Annotated in this window: 19 protein-coding genes; 18 read left to right on the forward strand and 1 reads right to left on the reverse strand. The window is 43.0% G+C overall.

The window, feature by feature from the left end; genetic code table 11:
* Positions 1-43 precede the first annotated feature (43 nt).
* From AAE250_RS18220 to AAE250_RS18300, 18 genes are all read left to right on the forward strand, one after another.
* Complete coding sequence (locus tag AAE250_RS18220; RefSeq protein ID WP_294602360.1) at positions 44-1,648, forward strand: fimbrillin family protein; 1,605 nt, start codon at positions 44-46, stop codon at positions 1,646-1,648.
* A gap of 49 nt (positions 1,649-1,697) precedes the next feature.
* Positions 1,698-4,205: a phosphatidylinositol-specific phospholipase C domain-containing protein gene (locus AAE250_RS18225; RefSeq protein ID WP_294602358.1), complete on the forward strand. Its 2,508-nt coding sequence runs from the start codon at positions 1,698-1,700 to the stop codon at positions 4,203-4,205.
* Between the two features lie 445 nt (positions 4,206-4,650).
* Positions 4,651-4,932 (forward strand): hypothetical protein, encoded by a 282-nt coding sequence (locus AAE250_RS18230; protein ID WP_294602356.1) that lies wholly within the window; start codon positions 4,651-4,653, stop codon positions 4,930-4,932.
* Complete coding sequence (locus AAE250_RS18235; RefSeq protein ID WP_294602354.1) at positions 4,929-5,330, forward strand: type II toxin-antitoxin system VapC family toxin; 402 nt, start codon at positions 4,929-4,931, stop codon at positions 5,328-5,330. Before AAE250_RS18230 ends, AAE250_RS18235 begins: the two co-directional genes overlap by 4 nt.
* Before the next feature lie 773 nt (positions 5,331-6,103).
* Positions 6,104-6,982, forward strand: a complete 879-nt coding sequence (locus AAE250_RS18240) for a hypothetical protein (protein WP_294602349.1) — start codon at positions 6,104-6,106, stop codon at positions 6,980-6,982.
* A 161-nt stretch (positions 6,983-7,143) separates the two neighbouring features.
* Positions 7,144-7,320: an AraC family transcriptional regulator gene (locus tag AAE250_RS23660; protein ID WP_446715772.1), complete on the forward strand. Its 177-nt coding sequence runs from the start codon at positions 7,144-7,146 to the stop codon at positions 7,318-7,320.
* Between the two features lie 213 nt (positions 7,321-7,533).
* Positions 7,534-8,016 carry a D-Ala-D-Ala carboxypeptidase family metallohydrolase gene (locus AAE250_RS18245; RefSeq protein WP_294602346.1) on the forward strand — a complete coding sequence of 161 codons (483 nt, stop codon included), beginning with the start codon at positions 7,534-7,536 and terminating at the stop codon, positions 8,014-8,016.
* 219 nt (positions 8,017-8,235) lie between these two features.
* Positions 8,236-9,765, forward strand: coding sequence for an adenosine deaminase family protein (locus AAE250_RS18250; protein WP_294602343.1), 1,530 nt, complete (start codon positions 8,236-8,238; stop codon positions 9,763-9,765).
* Positions 9,766-9,934: 169 nt separating this feature from the next.
* Entirely contained in the window at positions 9,935-10,252 is a 318-nt protein-coding gene (locus AAE250_RS18255) for a nucleotidyltransferase domain-containing protein (RefSeq protein WP_294602340.1), read from the forward strand.
* Positions 10,249-10,647 (forward strand): HEPN domain-containing protein, encoded by a 399-nt coding sequence (locus tag AAE250_RS18260; RefSeq protein ID WP_294602337.1) that lies wholly within the window; start codon positions 10,249-10,251, stop codon positions 10,645-10,647. The genes AAE250_RS18255 and AAE250_RS18260 overlap by 4 nt, the downstream gene beginning before the upstream one ends.
* A gap of 311 nt (positions 10,648-10,958) precedes the next feature.
* On the forward strand, positions 10,959-11,441 hold the full coding sequence (locus tag AAE250_RS18265; RefSeq protein WP_294602335.1) for an HU family DNA-binding protein: 483 nt from the start codon (positions 10,959-10,961) through the stop codon (positions 11,439-11,441).
* Between the two features lie 123 nt (positions 11,442-11,564).
* On the forward strand, positions 11,565-11,792 hold the full coding sequence (locus tag AAE250_RS18270) for a DUF4248 domain-containing protein (protein ID WP_294602332.1): 228 nt from the start codon (positions 11,565-11,567) through the stop codon (positions 11,790-11,792).
* A 138-nt stretch (positions 11,793-11,930) separates the two neighbouring features.
* Positions 11,931-12,476, forward strand: a complete 546-nt coding sequence (locus AAE250_RS18275) for a DUF4890 domain-containing protein (protein ID WP_294602376.1) — start codon at positions 11,931-11,933, stop codon at positions 12,474-12,476.
* Positions 12,477-12,592: 116 nt separating this feature from the next.
* On the forward strand, positions 12,593-13,141 hold the full coding sequence (locus AAE250_RS18280; RefSeq protein WP_294602329.1) for a DUF4738 domain-containing protein: 549 nt from the start codon (positions 12,593-12,595) through the stop codon (positions 13,139-13,141).
* A 55-nt stretch (positions 13,142-13,196) separates the two neighbouring features.
* Positions 13,197-13,874: a response regulator transcription factor gene (locus AAE250_RS18285; RefSeq protein WP_294602327.1), complete on the forward strand. Its 678-nt coding sequence runs from the start codon at positions 13,197-13,199 to the stop codon at positions 13,872-13,874.
* The gene (locus AAE250_RS18290; protein WP_294602324.1) at positions 13,871-15,160 is read left to right on the forward strand and encodes a sensor histidine kinase; all 1,290 of its coding nucleotides are present in this window, start codon (positions 13,871-13,873) and stop codon (positions 15,158-15,160) included. Before AAE250_RS18285 ends, AAE250_RS18290 begins: the two co-directional genes overlap by 4 nt.
* 94 nt (positions 15,161-15,254) lie before the next feature.
* Positions 15,255-15,695, forward strand: coding sequence for a PepSY-like domain-containing protein (locus AAE250_RS18295; RefSeq protein WP_294602321.1), 441 nt, complete (start codon positions 15,255-15,257; stop codon positions 15,693-15,695).
* 39 nt (positions 15,696-15,734) lie between these two features.
* Positions 15,735-16,229, forward strand: coding sequence for a PepSY-like domain-containing protein (locus tag AAE250_RS18300; protein WP_294602318.1), 495 nt, complete (start codon positions 15,735-15,737; stop codon positions 16,227-16,229).
* Positions 16,230-16,320: 91 nt separating this feature from the next.
* Here AAE250_RS18300 and AAE250_RS18305 read toward each other — a convergent pair whose 3' ends face one another.
* A complete protein-coding gene (locus tag AAE250_RS18305; RefSeq protein ID WP_294602315.1) occupies positions 16,321-17,532 on the reverse strand; it encodes an L-serine ammonia-lyase in 1,212 nt (403 codons plus the stop codon).
* Between the last annotated feature and the right edge of the window lie 31 nt (positions 17,533-17,563).

Here is a 17,563-nt window from a genome sequence, read left to right on the forward strand (position 1 = left end):
CGCTTATAATGACATTGTAAAAACAATAAAAAGTATAAGCGATATGAAACGATTAACAGTACTACAGACCGCCTGCGCACTGGCATCCCTGCTGATGTTCGCCGCCTGCACGCAGGACGAAGTGACGGACAGCACTTCACACATACTGCCCGAAAGCAAGTACCCTTTGATGCTGACTGCCACGCAAAGCGAAGTGGTAGCTTCGCCGCAGACACGCGTGTCGGACTATGACGAAAACGGCAGCCACAAGAGCAAGTGGACGAAAGACGACCAGATAAAGGTCGTAGTCAGCGGAGGCAACAACGATATGGAAACTATTTGTACGCTGAACGAAAGCGGTAACATAACTGACTATAATCCGTCAGTCTATTGGAAAACCACCCAATCATCCAAAATCAATGCGTGGTATTCCAACATCGCCGGGCAAAGTACGATGACAAAAAATATCGTCAGCCTTGCCAACCAAAGCAGTGGACTTGCGTATGTGTTGAAAGCGGACGAAAAGTCTGACGTAAATTACAATAGCAAAGACATATCCTTGAACTTCAAGCACCAGCTTGCCAAAGTACGGGTGAAGGTAGAGAAAGGCTCTTACACCGGCAATCTGAATGTCACCGCTGTAAGCGTAAAAGGATATACCTCTTGCACCGTCAACAACGGTGCGGTTACAGCAGCAAGTGGCAACTCTCTCGGCGGCATCTCCATGAAGAAAAACACCTATGGCAACGACACTTACTGGGAAGCCAACCTCGTGCCGGGTACGAACGCAATGGACAAGGTAATTACCATCAATGCCGACGGTAAGACCACTACCTGCACACTCACCTCTGATATCACGCTCGCGGCAGGAAAGGTGTACACCTATACCGTGAAGGTAAATACGGCGTTCTCCATCCTCGACAAGAACGGAAGCCCGGTGGATGCAAGCAGTATCAACAAAGATGTCACCATCAGGGGCACAAGCGACCAGCCCATCACCATTACGGGCACTTGCAACGTAACGCTGGATGGTGTCACATTCAATATAGATAACCATGATGCCGCCATCAATGTGGCAAACGGAAGCCCCACTCTAACCGTGACAGGCACGAACAATATCAACACAACAAAAGGGAAAAGTGCCATTCTGCTTACCAATGAAAATACCGACATCACCCTTGACGGGCAGAGTAGCGGGACACTGAATATCTCCCAATCAGCAACAGCTGCAATTGATAAAGCCATCATTGGCGGCAAAATAGATGCAAGTGTCGGAAACATCACCATCAAAAACATAACCCTGACGATAGACCGCACAAATGGCGATATGTTAACTGCCGCCGTTATCGGCAGCGGAATGGCCTATGAATCCTCTTCTTCATGTAAGGCTATCACCATAACAAACACAACACTGACAGTAAAAAACGGTGGCCAGATTGAAGGAGCCATCATTGGAACAGGAATGGCGCAAGCAGCTGGTAATAATAATGTTACCGCTTCTTGTGGAAACATCACCATCACGTTGAAGAGCGGGCAGAATCAACAGCAGTTCTTGAGCGGCTTGAACAGTACTACAGATTTGAGTGCGAGTAAAGTCGGTAAAGGTGGAACACTTAAACAAGGAAGTGGTAGTGCTACCGCTTCTTGTGGCACCATTAGCTGGAAGTAGATTAGTGAACAAAAAATAGTATAAACAAACCATCTAAAATCTATTATTTATGAAGGAAAATTTATTATCGGAATATACCTTATTTGAAGGTGCCGGAGAAGAATGGAGTGATGTATGCGCTTATCAAGCATTCAATGAAGAAGACCCATACAGGTTTCCAACCCAAATCAACATTGATTATGTACAGTTCATCGACCGTATACAAATGGTTTACGCTGATAAGGAATTGCCTATGCACGGTGGAGGTGCGCGCAAGAAAATGGAGATTAAGTTCGACAGGGATGAATATATACAAACGGTGATTTGCGAGTATTGCAAGTTTGGTCGCTCTCCATATATGATTTGTACGCTGTGGTTTAAAACGAATAAAAAAGAAGCCGGATTCCGCTCTTTCTATCAGCCCGATGATAGAGTGAAAGTAGAATACACCTTTCCGGAAGGCTATGCGCTGGCGTGCATTGCGGGGAGAACAGACCATTACAATACGAATGCAGACCCATGCGTGGCAGGGCTGAAACTATTTGGCAGCCCTATCAAGAAAGGCAGGAAGATACTTGAAGATGATACTGAGAAGCAACATCCCGAGGCACATACGCTAAGTGACATCGACAGGGAGGAGTTGGAATGCAGCCCGGTAAAAACGCTTGATTTCAAATTGGAATCCAAGGAAGAGTATCTGGATTGTTTTTATTGGCAAAAGAGAACCTGTTTGATAACGTACATCAAAAAGTCTGAGAAAAGTTTTGAATTTATGTTGAGTGGGGGCAAAGATGACAAAGTGAGCAGAAGTAAAGTCTTTACATATAAATGTTCTAAAAGTATCCCAACAGCTCCTCTGTCCAAAGTCTTTGTGTGTAGCGGTGCTCTGTTTTGGCTTTTATTTTTTCCGGGAACAACACATTCGTGTCTGTTGATGTGGGAGAATGACACATTCAAACTGCAAAAGAATGATACGATTCCCAATCTTTCTCTCACATTTAATAAGACTGCCATTCAGTGTACAGACAAAATCAGAGCCATTGAAATTATCAATTACAACAACATCGTCTATCTTTTGGCACTTGCAGACATACTCCCACCGGGACTTGACAGAATACAGTATCGTTGGCATATTCTCCTGTTCGACAAAGCGAATCGTGCATTCATAGATCATAATAACGGTAGATTTTATCATCGGTTTGACAGTGCTATATTTTACAATGCAGGCTATCGGAATTTTGTGCATTTTATCGAGCTGGCGGATGCGTCCAAACCTATGGGGCTTTATTTTAATCACCAATGCTACATCTACGATTTAGAGGAAAAGAACCAAAAGCTGGCCTTTGACTTTGACATCAAAACCCCTTCATATATGGTTCTTGACCCTGCAAAACATAAAGAACTGAGAAAGATTCAGTATAATGACTACACCTACCTGCTGGAAGTGAAGAAAGCCGACTGCCAGCTATACGAATATGATACGAAAAAAAAACATTTCGTTAAAAAGAATGTGTTTGCAGATATATTTGCCAACCTTGCTTATAAACAGATACAGGTGTGTGTAGATGACAATATTCTTTGCCAATTTATAGGGAAGAGTGATGTACAGTTTGAATGCAAGGTATTCAAACTGTATGATATGACTTCTGACTTCTTCAATCAGGAAGACTGGATGGGTGATTTGTATTCAAAGATTAAAGACCAAAAACTATGCGACATAAAAATGCCCTCTACACATAATTCCGGTTCTTTTAAATATGAAATTGCCAGACGAATATCATGTCAGTCTCTCAGCATCAAGGAGCAATTGGAGATAGGAGTCCGCTGTTTTGATATCAGACTCATTGTAAAGGGAAATTCTGTATACATGCATCATAACGGCTTCTATTTTGCCGAACAAAGTCTATCCAAGGCAGTGGATGAAATCTCTCGTTTCATGACCGAACATCCTAAGGAATTTATAATACTAAATCTTAGAAAAGGAAAATTTGCAGGAGGTTATAGTTCTGATCAGTTAAAAAAGATTCGTGATTTGCTTTTAACTTTGAAAGATAAAGTATGTATCAATACATTGAGCGCTTCAACTACATTTGGAGAACTGGATGAAAAGAGACGTATTATGCTGAATATTATCAGCGATGAGCTGCTGGGTCTGGCTGATGACAGTAAATATAAACGCTACTTCTGCCGTTTGAAAATGGATGGTACTTATTCACCCGATATTTATAGCACTAAAGACTCGACTTCGACCAAGCAAATGCAAGAAATGAGAAAGCATTTGCATAAACACTTAGATAATATGCCTGAAAGAGTGGGAAAGGCCGATTCCTTTTTCTCTCTGGATATATATGCCATTAATATATCTCCTAATCTCTATTATTCAATCAGAAAAGAAGCTGATTTGGTGAAAGGGATAGTAAAAGAAGAGATGGCTTCTTTTGACCCTGTAAAACGGAATGAAATGTTGACCGGCATGAATCTGATTACACTCGATTTCATCACATCACTTGAAGCCCGCCATATAATAAAACTGAATATATACAACCAACCGATGGTTATCTGCTATATTTTAGAATGATGTAACCTGCTGATTTTATGAAACGAATCTGAACAAGAGTATGTAAGGCTGGAGTGAACTGGATGATGCTTTCAGGCACGGATTTAATCGTGCAGAACAAAATTGTTCTGCAAAAATACGGAATACCCGTCCCGGCGGATTGTAAATCCGCCGGTTATAAGTATCAGGATTTTTAATCTGCCTTTACTATGCAAATTTAATAAATTCACATGTATATGAGCGGATTACAAATCCTAATACTCAATCATCGGATTGCAAATCCGATTGCACGTATTGCACGGAAATCCGATTGCACGTCACGTAATCCGATTACCATATCCTCCGATGCTATGCAACATAAGAGTAATAAGGATTGGGAAAGATAAAAAAACAGAGGAAACAATTGCCATTACAGCATAAATGGTTACTTTTGTGTTGTTCTTAAAAAAAGAAAGGAGACAGAGTTATGAAAACTTTTGATGCTAATATTCATTTAGCTGATTATTACTTTTCTATGCTGAACTCATTGAGTGATAAGGCTAAATTGTATTTAGTAAATAAACTCACCGAGTCTTTGATGAAGAGTGTCGGTAAGGCGGAAGAAGCAACAGAAACAAAAAAGGATGAGGCTCTTCGCAAGCTGGCAGGTGTTTGGACCAATGATCCGGATGCCGAAGCTATGGAAAAAGCAATTCGGACAGGACGTAGAAGTAATAAAACACGCAAGATAACATCCTTTGACGAATGACGAAATATTTATTAGACACAAATATTTGCATCTTTTTCCTGCAAGGGAAATATGATGTTCCCGCACGTATAGAAGAAATAGGACGAAACAACTGTTGTATTTCAGAAATAACAGTCGGTGAATTATTGTATGGAGCAGCATGCAGTAGCAAGAAAGAACTGCATCTAGCACAAGTCAAGGAATTAATAAGCTTATTTGTCGTTTTACCTATTTACCCAGTCTTGTCATTTTTTGCTGATTTTAAAGCTGAATTGCGTAAACAAGGCAAATTGATTGATGATTTTGATTTGTTGATTGGCTCTACGGCAGTAGCAAATAAAATGGTTTTAGTATCAGAAAATACAAAACATCTTTCTCGGATTCCCGGTATTGAAACTGAAAACTGGATAAGAAGATAGTATCCGTCCGTTCCTCCGTTCCGGCGGATTTGCAATCCGATTGCATGTCACGTAATCCGATTCACCGAATGGTATTTCAACTTAAACGTGTACTTTTGCCCCCACAAATCCCCCCCCTCAAATGGATACAACAAATAGAGTTTTAGATGAGTTATACTTTGTGACTTCAACCGTAGTAGATTGGATAGATATATTTACCCGTCCCAAATACAAACATATCATCTTGGAATCTATTGCCTATTGCCTACTGTCAAGTAAAAAAAGGATACGGAAGGATGGTNGACTTCAACCGTAGTAGATTGGATAGATATATTTACCCGTCCCAAATACAAACATATCATCTTGGAATCTATTGCCTATTGCCTACTGTCAAGTAAAAAAAGGATACGGAAGGATGGTCACCCGGAATTAATCTATTTACATGATTTCTATTTGCAAAAACTGAATTATATTCATAATAATCCTGTGCGGCAGGAAATCGTCTCACGTCCGGAAGAGTATTTGTATAGTTCGGCGAGAAATTATGCCGGGGAGAAGGGGCTGTTAGAGGTTATTGTGACTTGAGTATTATATGCGGTGTTGCAACGGATTACAAATCCTGATACTTGCTAAATTTAATATTAAAAAACATGTACTGTTATGATTAGAAAAGTATTCAAGTAGGTGATACCATCACCATCTGCTGTACCTCACACGGAGGTACAGGCTATAGATAAGCTAAAAGCATATCGCTGTCATGGGATATAAATATTTTTAATTATCAATCTATAATTATGGCTAAAACAAATGAACCTCAAGATGCTCCCATCGTTGAAAAGGAAGCAAAGAATGCAGACGAAGTAACTAAAAAAGAGATACCGGCTGCCGAGAAAAGGGCAAGCGGCATAACTCCTTTTTGGGAAAACAATGGCATAGGTGAAAATAAAGGAGACGCCAACGGATCTTTCTTCGACATCATTTACGATCGGATTGTAGATGTCATTGGCGGTGATGACCCGCAACAGTATCTGTGCATAACCCTGCCCGGTCAGGCATTGTCGCCCGAAGACTTTGCGTATGACTACAAAAACAATGCCCCCAAGGGACCGACCATCGAGGCGAATGAATCGCGGCTGGCAAACAAACTGTTCGACCCCGGCCATGTAGTGGGAGCTGACAACGGCATGACACTGCCTTACCAGTATCGTTCTGCGCTCGACACGCTAACCCCAAAACTGAATGAGAAGATTGCAGAGGCCAAAAAACTGCTGCGCGAACTTCTGCTGACTCCCTACCCGTATGATTTCGGAGACGGAGAAGACAAAACATACACTCTGCAGGAGGTCTTTTATCGTCTGTACGATGAGTATGTGGCAGAAAAAAAAGCATGGGCGGAAAAACAGAATGCGGCTAAGGAGAGGTTGCGCAAACTGTATCCCAGTACGGATGCGGCAGGTAATCTTAAATACAATGAAGCCTATCTTGAATGGTACGAAACTGTGGCTCAAAGCCAAATTATGGCACTGAATGAAAAGCGGGCAAAAGTATTGGCAGTCTTTTCTCCGAACGACATGGATATCTTGGCAGGAATACTGGACAGCAGTTCGGGGGCCGAACTGGAACAAGCCAGAGAAACCCTGCAGAATACCGGTCATGAGTATCAGGATTTTTAATCCGCCTTCGCTATGCAAATTAAATAAATTCACATGTATATGAGCGGATTACAAATCCTAATACTCAATCAATCGGATTACAAATCCGATTGCACGTATTGCACGGAAATCCTCCGTTTGATAAGTTCTTCTTGCGTTAAGCATGCATTTTTGCGTGCATCCTGAACAAAAAGCGGATGGAATATGCCGCTTCATTGCTACAGACCTGTCCGGAATATGCCATTACTACTATCGCAAAACTTTGCGGAATCAGCCTTTCTAACTTTAATAAGATGTTTCAAAGTAAATATGGAATGGCTCCTACCGAATTTGGGGACAAACCGAAATGGATTGATTAACAGTGATATTGGACAGGCCGAGTTAATGCTTGTGACAGTTTGAGCCAACAAGTGGACAGATTGAGCCAACAAGTCTAAAAAAGAGCATATCATTTTCATTTTCTTTCTCTACCTTTGGAACACGTGAACAATGAAATGGTATGCTCCAATGAAAACAAACAGTAATCCGGCATAATCTGCCGCAAATAGTATAAACTTATAAAATTTTGAGTTATGAAGTATTTTACACTTGAAGACTGTACACGTTCTGCTACGGCAACAACGAAAGGCATTGACAACACTCCTAATGCTGAACACACAGCGCATATCTTAGAGAGTATAGAAACCTTGATAGACCCGCTACGCGAAGCATGGGGGCAATATTGCAGCAGTGTGGGACTGGGTTCGCCGGGCATTCATGTTTCGTCCGGTTATCGTGGTCCGGCACTGAACGCTGCCGTACACGGCCCCAATACGTCGGCTCATTGCTACGGCTATGCTTTCGACCTGATACCCGTAAACGGTGAGATGATAAAGTTTAAGCATTTCTGCCGCGAGTTCCTCTCCCACCATCCATTCGACCAGATGATTTCCGAAAAGGAAAACAAGAAAGGCGTGCCGAACTGGATACACATTGGCTACAAGCATCCCGATGGAAGACAACGCGGTGAGTTCCTCACTATGATAAATGGCAATTATTTCCCTATGACGGATTAAACGGAGTTAGTATCGTACATTTTCCGACTTCTTCTTTAGTAATAACAACTATTAAAAGTAAATAAATTATGAATTATTTTAGCATTTCAGAATGCATACACTCCGAAACAGCAAAAGCTAAGTGTATAGACAATATACCGGGAGCCGAGCAGTTAGCACATATCGTAGAAAGTATAGGGGAATATTATCTAATGACGACATAATCAAAATTGGGTATAGATGAAGAATAGGTTACTATATTCTTGTTTCATATTACCGTTACTATGCGTATTCAACATAGTAACGGTTTATGCGCAACCTGACTCCGTAAAGGTGAGCGAGTATTTTGCAACTATACGCAAGGATGAAAACCGTCTGCGGCAGTTCTTTGCCGAAATGCCTAAGGGAGGGGATTTGCATAATCACCTGACTGGTGCGGCCTATGCAGAAAGCTATTTTAAATTCGCTACAGAAGATGGCCTGTGGGTGGATATGGCTACCGGGAAGCTCTATCAGCTCAAAGATAGCACAAGAGGCAAGGAGATGTTGCGACTTTCACCTGATATGCCGAACTTGCATAATACCCGTATGGCATTGATAGATAAATGGTCTATCCGCAATTTCAATCCGGGAAAGTTCCCGTTGGGGGCAGACGAATATTTCTTCGGTGCATTCGGACTGTTCAATGCCGTGGCAGGAAAACATACGGTAGAGTTGATGCAGGAATTACGCAAACGGGCAGCACGTGAAAATGTGCAATATTTGGAGATAATGCTTTCCTCGCCCGGTATCAATGTGGCGAAAATTGATGCTCTTTGTGGAAATGATTTCTATGTCCGTTACAATGATCGGTTACAGAAGGCCATTCTTGAAGACACGGAACGGACAAAGGGACGGGAAGGAACAGACAAAGTCCTGGACGAAATTTTCAAAGAATGGGAGAAGATACCGGCAATGAGCGAGTGGGTGGACAAGTATGTTGCCTATATTGACAGCATTGACATTCATAGTACCCTTTCATCCGGATATGACCGTGCCCCTGTCTGCTATTATCAAGGGTATGCCAGCCGCAATGCCACTCCGCTTGTGGTCTATGCTCAACTTTACATCGCATTCAAAAGCTGTCTGAGGAAAGGAAGCAAGTTGGTGGGTGTAAATATCGTATCTGCCGAGAATAGTGAGATTGCGATGGCAGACTACACTGCTCACATGAAAATGTTCCGCTACTTGGATAAGGCTACAGGAAACCGTGTAAAAACCTCTCTCCATGCAGGGGAATTGACATTGGGACTGGTCGAGCCGGAAGAAATGTGCAGTCACATCCGTGAAGCGGTTTTCGTTGCCGGAGCTGACCGTATCGGGCATGGGGTTGATGTTGCATTTGAAGAAGGAAGTATTTCGTTACTGGATGCCATGCGAAAGCGACAGGTACCGGTTGAAATCAATCTGACAAGCAATGAGTTTATTCTCGGTGTCAAGGATGATGCTCATCCGTTCATGCTTTATCGGCAAGCGGATGTACCTACTATTCTTTCTACGGATGACCCGGGTATATTGCGTACAAATTTGACGCAACAATATGTGTTAGTTGCCTTGCGCTATGATATCAGTTATTACGAAATTAAGCAACTGGTTCGCAATAGCATACGCTTCGGTTTCATGTCGGCAGAAGAAAAACAAGCGTTGCTGAGACGAGTCGAGAAGGAATTCGCCCATTTCGAGGAAATGTGGCGGAAGAATATAGAAACTATTAAAAAGTGGGAGAATTGATGTCTGGAATTATTCATCTATAAAAAATATTACTCTCAAAGATTATCAACGGACTGTTTACTGCGTTGAACGGAGTTTCTTCCTCTTTTAGGTAAAAACCTACTCTTCAGGATGCTGAGAATGGAAATTATGCTTATCTTTGTAAAGCCTTCACCAAAACGATGAGATTATGACCCATACAACAGAAAAGATTATAGATAAAATTAAGGAATTGAAAGAAACGGTATTGCCATCAGGCAAACTGATACTTTTCGGTTCACAGGCACGTTCTGACGCTACTGCTGACTCTGATTGGGATATGTTGTTACTTTTGGATAAAGACAAGATAACTTCTTCTGATTTTGATACTTATGCCTACCCCTTTGTAGAGTTGGGCTGGAATCTTGGAGAGTATTTCAGTATGAAGCTTTATACACTGTCCGAATGGATGAAACGGAAAGGTACGCCATTCTTTAAAAACATAGAAGAGGAAGGGGTTGAATTATGAAACTGAGTGAAGAAGAAAAAAAATCGCTGATGATGAACCGTATGAATCGGGCTCTTGAAACTTGGGAAGAAACGAAAGGTATTATCAACAATGAATTTTGGTATGCAGCTGCCAACCGTATGTATTATGCTTGTTATTACATGACTACTGCGCTACTGATAAAACAGGGATACACTGCTTCTACTCATTCGGGAGTTATCCGCTTGTTCGGGCAATACTTTGTTAGCACAGGTATCGTTTCACGCGAAATGGGGCGTTTGTACAGCAAAGTGTATGAATTGCGCCAGTCCGGTGATTATGATGACTGGATAAGTATTGGTAAAGAAGACATTTTGCCTTTAGTAGCTTCTGTAGACGAATATTTGAAAGCACTGAAGAAATTGATTGATGAATAAACATATCCACCACTTTCAGTATAAGGGTTTTCACCACCTATGATTACAAATCCGATTGAACAGGAAGTAATATTCTTAAAATGATGTTTTTTTTCTTCTTTTTTTTGATCTTATTTACTTTCAGGCACTTATCTGTCCTTATTTATCCCTTTTTATCCTCCTTTATCCTCCGCTAACCCACCTTTAAAGCACCACCCCGTTTTCGTCTCATAGTATCTTTGCATCGTGATCACAAACAAACAGGTTTTGCGGACTGACGAGCGAACAAAGCCGAAATAACAAAATTATTAATCATTTAAAATTAGAAAACGATGGCTTTGAATTATGAAGTAAAAAAGAGAGTGTTTGGTTTTGATGAAACAAAAACCGAAAAGTATGTGGCACAGATGAAAACGCTGGGAATGCTGGAGTTTAAGGATCTATGTGACGAGGTGACGAAAGTGGGCATGGCGCCCCGTGGTGTGGTAAAGTTGGTCTTGGACGGGTTGATTGATACTCTGAATATGAATATCAATAAAGGATTCTCGGTGCAGTTGGGCGACTTTGGTTGCTTTCGTCCGGGCATCAATGCCAAAAGCCAGGAGACGGCAGAGAAGGTAACGGCCGGTACGGTGTATCGACGGAAGATAATCTTTACTCCGGGTACTTATTTTAAGGATATGCTGACTCGTGCCAGCGTGGAGAAAGTGAACTGGTCGGGCAACGGAACGGTTTCCGGAGGCAGTTCCAATCCTAATCCGGATGGTGGTGATTCCGGTTCCGACGGTGATCAGGGCGAGAATCCGTTAGGATAAAACATCTTGATAATAAGGAGGGTATGAACTATTCTCAGGAAAGGTTCATATTCCTCCTTAAAATACTTGACTTCGCCTTCTGGATGTCGTATCTTTACATCAATAATTTAAACTAAATGAACTATGAAAACAAAAAATGGCTTTCTAATCACTACTTACACAAAAAAAGACTTGGCATGTATGTATTGTCCCAATTCTACTGCCCGCTGTGCTATCCGTACCCTCACGCGATGGATAAAACGGAACCACGAGCTGTACGAGGCATTGGCATATACGGGATATAACGTCCGAACGCGAACCTTTATGCCGAGGCAAGTGGATATCATTGTGCGGTACCTTGATGAACCTTAATAAAGTTTTCTACCTCATTTTTTATGTTAAAGCGAAAAGTTTTGATTAAACTTTCCGCATTTCTTTTTGTCATATAACCGTTGCAACACAATAGGTATAATTAATAATAAGGTACTAACTTAAAAAAGGAATAGAATGATGAAAAGAATAATTTTAATATTGATGGCTGCCTTTCTGACAGGCGGTATGGTAATGGCGCAGCATGCTCGCCGCAGTGATAAAATGCCCGATCCGAAAGTGCGTGCCGAACGTATGACGGAACGGATGGCAAAGGAATATTCTCTGAACGATACGCAGAAGAAGCAATTGCTGGAAGCCAACTTGGCGCTGGTAGAGAAAACGGGAAATATGCCGATGCACCGTCGTCCGGATATGAGAAAAGGTAAGAAAGACAGTGATTCTTGCTGTTGTGCAAAGGCGGACAAGCATCATAAAAAGGGAGACAAGCATCATAAAAAAGATGGCAAGCTCGACAAAAAGGATGACAAGAGAGCCCAGTTGACAGATGAACAACGTGCTCAAAGAAAGGCCGAGATGCAGAAGAAGCATGAAGAAATGCAAGCTGCCCGTACGGCTTACGATGCGCAACTCCAAAAGATTATGACAAAAGACCAATATGCTGCATACAGCAAGAAGATGCAGGAAAGAAAAGCCAAGATGGATTCTAAAAGAAAGGCTGCCTAAAAAAGTTCGGTTTTCGAGGTATTAGTATGCAAGGGAAAGTTGTTTTATCGGCTTTCCCTTGTATTTTTCCCGCCCTTTTTGTTCCTTTGCCTTGTCTATTTATAAAAAACGGAACAATGAAGAAATTAGTTTATATGTTGGCATGTGCATCGGTAATCTTCTTCACGGCTTGCTCGTCGAAGAATAAGAGCGAAAAAGAAGACGCGCAGCTACTGATGCAGGACAGTACAGAGGCTGCTGCTCCGCAACGCATGCAGGTATCTGATGTAAAAGCAACCTTCACTTTTAAAGGAAAAGAATATCAATCTTCCGTCGTCCGCAGACCGGATGAATCCTTGCCCATCGTAAAGAACGAACAAGGAGAGAAATTTGTAGATAATCGCATCACCCTGCGCCTTACTTCCGGTGGCAAGCAAGTGGTAGATAGAGTGTTTACTAAAGAAAGCTTTGCTTCACTGGTCGATGCAAAGTTCATGAAATATGCCATTCTCGAAGGATTGGTTTACGATCAGACCACTCCGCAGGGTATTATCTATGCAGCCAGTGTCTGCTATCCGCAATCAGACCTTTATGTTCCTATCAAACTGACTATTACGGCTGATGGAAAAATCTCCATGACTCAGGACGAGATGATGGAGGATTATCAGACAGACAGCATTGATTAGCGAGAATCGTCGGTTTTCCAGATTGTTTCCAGTTTTATAAACCATCTTTGCCGGTATGAAAATCCTGATTGTAGAAGATGAGCAAGATTTGCGGGAAACCATCCGTACATCGCTCTTGAAAGAAAAGTTTGTCGTAGAAACTGCCGGCGACTATTTCTCGGCGCTGGATAAGATAAATGACTACGATTATGATTGTATTCTGCTGGATATCATGTTGCCCGGTGGAAGCGGTCTGGACTTGCTGCGTGAGCTGAAAAGGCTTCGCCGCAGTGACAGTGTACTCATTATATCTGCCAAAGATTCTTTGGATGATAAAGTAGACGGCCTTGAACTGGGTGCTGACGATTACCTTACGAAACCTTTCCATCTGGCAGAACTCAATGCTCGTGTAAAATCGTTGATTCGGCGTCGGCAAATCAAAGGTGATATGAGTGTTGTTATTGGCAATCTTGTACTTTATCCCGATGAACGGCGGGCAGAAGTGGGTGGGGCTTCTTTGCAACTGAACCGTAAAGAATTCGATTTGCTTTATTATTTTGTAGTTAATCCCAACCGGGTTATCAACAAAATGAGTCTTGCAGAATCTGTGTGGGGAGATAATATAGACCAGACCGATTCGCTCGATTTTATCTATTCGCAGGTAAAGAACCTACGTAAGAAGCTGAAACAAGCCGAGGCTACCATCGAACTGAAGGCCGTTTACGGTTTCGGTTATAAACTGTCCGAATTATGAAGCTACTGCACTACACTTACCGCAAGCTTTCGCTGTTGCTTTTCTTGTTGATGGCGGTGTGGGGTGTGCTGTTTTATTACGCCATTATTGACGAGGTGGTGGATGAAACTGACGATACGCTGGAAAATTATGCCGATATATTAATAGAAAGTGCGCTTCACGATCCTTCGGTGCTCGAGACATCGGGCTCACTGATGTCTACTTATAAGTTTCGTCCGATCTCCGAAGAAGAAGGACGGCATTACAAGCAAGAGTATTACGATTCTACTGTCTATATTGAACTGGAAGACGAAGACGAGCCGGTGCGTGTGATGTGCACCGCTTTCCGCATGCCCGACGGACAGTATTACGAATTGACCCTGATGATTTCCATCCTGGAACGGGATGATATGGTGGAGGCGATGCTCTGGTATTTGGGTGCTTTATTCCTGCTATTTTTAATCTGTACCTCTGTAGGTATACGATTGGTGCTGAAAGGCGTGTTCCGTCCGCTACATAAATTGCTGGACTGGCTGAAGTTGATACAGCCCGGCAAGGAAGTGCCTCCTTTGGATAATCCGACAAAAATAAATGAATTCCGCCAACTGAGCGACGCTGCTGTGGACATGGGCAACCGTAGTTACAAGGCCTACGAGGAGCAGAAGCAGTTTATCGAAAATGCTTCGCACGAGTTGCAGACACCGCTCGCCATTATTCGCAGTAAGCTGGAATTGCTTGCCGAGAGCGAGGGACTGACTGAGCAGCAGATGAAGGAACTGGAAGACATATATTCCACTTTGGGGCGTGCCGTAAAACTGAACAAGTCTTTGTTGTTACTTTCGCGCATAGAAAACGGGCAGTACGCTGAAGTGGAAGATATTTCTGTAGACGAGGTTCTTGACGAACTCTTGCCCGACTTGATGGATATTTATGAACATAAGCAGATACATCTGATACGGGAGCGGGGAGAGCAGCCTTTTGTTATCCGCTGCAATCATTCGCTGGCTCAGATTCTGATTTCCAATCTGGTGAAGAATTCACTGTTCCATAATCGGGAGAGGGGAGAAGTACAAATTATTACGACTCCGAACTCCTTGTCTATAAAGAATACGGGAGATGCGCCTCTGGATGGGGAGAAACTGTTCCGCCGTTTTTATCATGGTGCCGATGGTAAGAAAGATTCTACCGGCTTGGGACTTGCCATAGCACGCTCTATCGCTCTTTCTGCTTCGCTGAAGCTGACTTATGAGTGGCAGGATGGCATGCATCGTTTTCATCTTGTTAAAGAAAATAAAAAGAACCGTTAACTCCGATTATTCCCAAATCTTTCCCAATTCTATGTCGTTATTTGCAGTGTGAATGATACGAAACTTATTAATAACACTTTAAAAAATAACGATTATGAAGAAAGTATTATCTATTCTTGTGATGGCGCTTGTAGCCGTTCAATTTGCTTTTGCAGGAGATGTGATCACTCAGGATGTGAAACAGCTTCCGCTGACTGCCCGCAATTTCATCAACCAGTATTTCAGCAAACCTCAAATCTCTCATATCAAGATTGAGAGCGAGATACTGCAAACTAAAAAGTATGAGGTACTGCTGACCGACCGTACTGAAATAGACTTCGACAAGAAGGGTAACTGGGTGGAAGTGGATTGCAAGAAAGCAGCCGTTCCTGCTGCATTGATTCCGGTATCTGTAAAGGAGTACGTAAAAACGAATTTCCCCAGAGAAATCATCACCAAGATTGAGCGCGGACGTAGTGGCGTAGAAGTAGAATTGAGCAACGATTACTCCTTGAAGTTCAATAAGAAAGGAAAATTCGTCAGTATGGACGATTGATTCCGGTAGTGTATGTTTAACCAAAAATTTGATAGACAAATGATGAAGATTCGTATATTAGCAATGATGTTTATTGCTACGCTGGCATTCAGTGCATGTAGTGACGATGATGACAAGGATCATATAAAGGTTCCTGAGGCTCTGTCGCAAGCCTTGAAAACCAAATATCCTTCTGCAACAGATGTAGAGTGGGAACAGAAAGGTTCTTATTATGTAGCAGACTGCAAGATGGACGGCAAGGATATAGATGTCTGGTTCAATGCGAAGGCAGAATGGCAGTTGACGGAATTTGAGATTTATTGGAATGATCTGCCCGGAGCGGTACAGACTTCTTTCAATAACAGTGAATATGCCACTTGGAAGAAGGATGACTTTGATATGCTTGAATACCCGGTACAACCTATTCAATATGTCATTGAAGTGGAAAATGGGAAGACAGAATATCAGTTGTTCTACTCGGAAGATGGCAACCTGATGCAGACAAGGGATGTTACGGGTAAAGATGATACGCACTGGCCCGTAAGCAATATGTAGTGACTGATAAATAAAAAAGAAGCGGCAATGTTTTGTTTTGCAGAAACATTGCCGCTTTTATCATATAATTGCCGGTCTTGTAAATACCTGTTTACATCGGCTTATAATCTTTAGCCAACCCTCCTTCACTCGTCTCTTTGTAAAGAGAAGGCAAGTCGTTTCCGGTTTCCTTCATTACCTCTACCACTTTGTCGAAAGACACCCGGTGCATGCCATCGGTGAAGGAAGAGTAGAGATTGGCATCTAGAGCACGTGCCGCAGCATAGGCATTACGCTCGATGCAAGGGATCTGCACCAATCCGCAAACCGGGTCGCACGTCATTCCCAAGTGATGTTCCAATCCCATTTCTGCGGCGTATTCTATCTGTGCCGGACTTCCTCCGAACAACTGGTTGGCAGCAGCAGAGGCCATAGAGCAAGCTACGCCTACTTCTGCCTGGCATCCGGCTTCTGCACCCGAGATGGAGGCATTCCTCTTTACGATATTTCCTACCAATCCTGCTGTGGCAAGGGCGCGGAGGATACGCATATCGCTGAAGTCGCGGCTTTTGGCCAAGTGATAAAGTACGGCGGGCACTACTCCGCACGAACCGCAGGTGGGTGCAGTGACGATGACACCTCCCGAAGCATTCTCTTCGCTGACGGCAAGCGCGTAGGCAAATACCAGTCCGCGTGATTGGAGCGACTGCTTGTATCCGCTGGCACGTATATAATAGGTGGAGGCCTTACGGCGCAAGTTCAGAGGGCCGGGCAAGACGCCTTCCTGTTCCAATCCACGTTTTACGGCAGCCTTCATCGTCTCCCATACTTCCTGCAGATAATCCCAGATATCACTTTCCTCACACTCTTTGACGTATTCCCAATAGCTCTTTCCGGTACGTTCGCACCATTGCAGGATTTCGGTCATGCTGTTCATCTCGTATACGTCCGGGGTATTGACAGAGGTCGCTCCATCGTTTTCTTCCGCCAGGGCACCGCCGCCTACACTGAACACGGTCCATTGGTCGGTTGCGCGGCCTTCGCTGTCCAGAGATACGAACTTCATGCCGTTGGGGTGGAAGGGAAGGAATATCTTGGGTTCCCAGATAATCTCTACTGGTGCGGCCGGTTGCAGTGTTTCGGTGATGGCAACATTGGTCATGTGCCCTTTGCCGGTGGCGGCGAGGCTACCGTATAGGGTTACTTGGAAGGATGCAGCTTCCGGATGTCTGCCCAGAAATATCTCGGCAGCTTTGCGTGGTCCCATGGTATGGCTGCTCGATGGGCCGGTACCGATGCGGTAGAGTTCTTTGATTGATTTCATATGTTTATGATTTTAGATTTATGATTTCAGA

This window comes from Bacteroides sp. GD17 (assembly GCF_038448625.1).
In the GTDB taxonomy this organism is placed as follows: domain Bacteria; phylum Bacteroidota; class Bacteroidia; order Bacteroidales; family Bacteroidaceae; genus Bacteroides.

What these genes read in the sequence shown, in the direction of transcription:
- AAE250_RS18220 (WP_294602360.1), top strand. Translation starts at nt 44, where the DNA reads ATGAAACGATTAACAGTACTACAGACCGCCTGCGCACTGGCATCCCTG.
- AAE250_RS18225 (WP_294602358.1), top strand. Translation starts at nt 1,698, where the DNA reads ATGAAGGAAAATTTATTATCGGAATATACCTTATTTGAAGGTGCCGGA.
- AAE250_RS18230 (WP_294602356.1), top strand. Translation starts at nt 4,651, where the DNA reads ATGAAAACTTTTGATGCTAATATTCATTTAGCTGATTATTACTTTTCT.
- AAE250_RS18235 (WP_294602354.1), top strand. Translation starts at nt 4,929, where the DNA reads ATGACGAAATATTTATTAGACACAAATATTTGCATCTTTTTCCTGCAA.
- AAE250_RS18240 (WP_294602349.1), top strand. Translation starts at nt 6,104, where the DNA reads ATGGCTAAAACAAATGAACCTCAAGATGCTCCCATCGTTGAAAAGGAA.
- AAE250_RS18245 (WP_294602346.1), top strand. Translation starts at nt 7,534, where the DNA reads ATGAAGTATTTTACACTTGAAGACTGTACACGTTCTGCTACGGCAACA.
- AAE250_RS18250 (WP_294602343.1), top strand. Translation starts at nt 8,236, where the DNA reads ATGAAGAATAGGTTACTATATTCTTGTTTCATATTACCGTTACTATGC.
- AAE250_RS18255 (WP_294602340.1), top strand. Translation starts at nt 9,935, where the DNA reads ATGACCCATACAACAGAAAAGATTATAGATAAAATTAAGGAATTGAAA.
- AAE250_RS18260 (WP_294602337.1), top strand. Translation starts at nt 10,249, where the DNA reads ATGAAACTGAGTGAAGAAGAAAAAAAATCGCTGATGATGAACCGTATG.
- AAE250_RS18265 (WP_294602335.1), top strand. Translation starts at nt 10,959, where the DNA reads ATGGCTTTGAATTATGAAGTAAAAAAGAGAGTGTTTGGTTTTGATGAA.
- AAE250_RS18270 (WP_294602332.1), top strand. Translation starts at nt 11,565, where the DNA reads ATGAAAACAAAAAATGGCTTTCTAATCACTACTTACACAAAAAAAGAC.
- AAE250_RS18275 (WP_294602376.1), top strand. Translation starts at nt 11,931, where the DNA reads ATGAAAAGAATAATTTTAATATTGATGGCTGCCTTTCTGACAGGCGGT.
- AAE250_RS18280 (WP_294602329.1), top strand. Translation starts at nt 12,593, where the DNA reads ATGAAGAAATTAGTTTATATGTTGGCATGTGCATCGGTAATCTTCTTC.
- AAE250_RS18285 (WP_294602327.1), top strand. Translation starts at nt 13,197, where the DNA reads ATGAAAATCCTGATTGTAGAAGATGAGCAAGATTTGCGGGAAACCATC.
- AAE250_RS18290 (WP_294602324.1), top strand. Translation starts at nt 13,871, where the DNA reads ATGAAGCTACTGCACTACACTTACCGCAAGCTTTCGCTGTTGCTTTTC.
- AAE250_RS18295 (WP_294602321.1), top strand. Translation starts at nt 15,255, where the DNA reads ATGAAGAAAGTATTATCTATTCTTGTGATGGCGCTTGTAGCCGTTCAA.
- AAE250_RS18300 (WP_294602318.1), top strand. Translation starts at nt 15,735, where the DNA reads ATGATGAAGATTCGTATATTAGCAATGATGTTTATTGCTACGCTGGCA.
- AAE250_RS18305 (WP_294602315.1), bottom strand. Translation starts at nt 17,532, where the DNA reads ATGAAATCAATCAAAGAACTCTACCGCATCGGTACCGGCCCATCGAGC.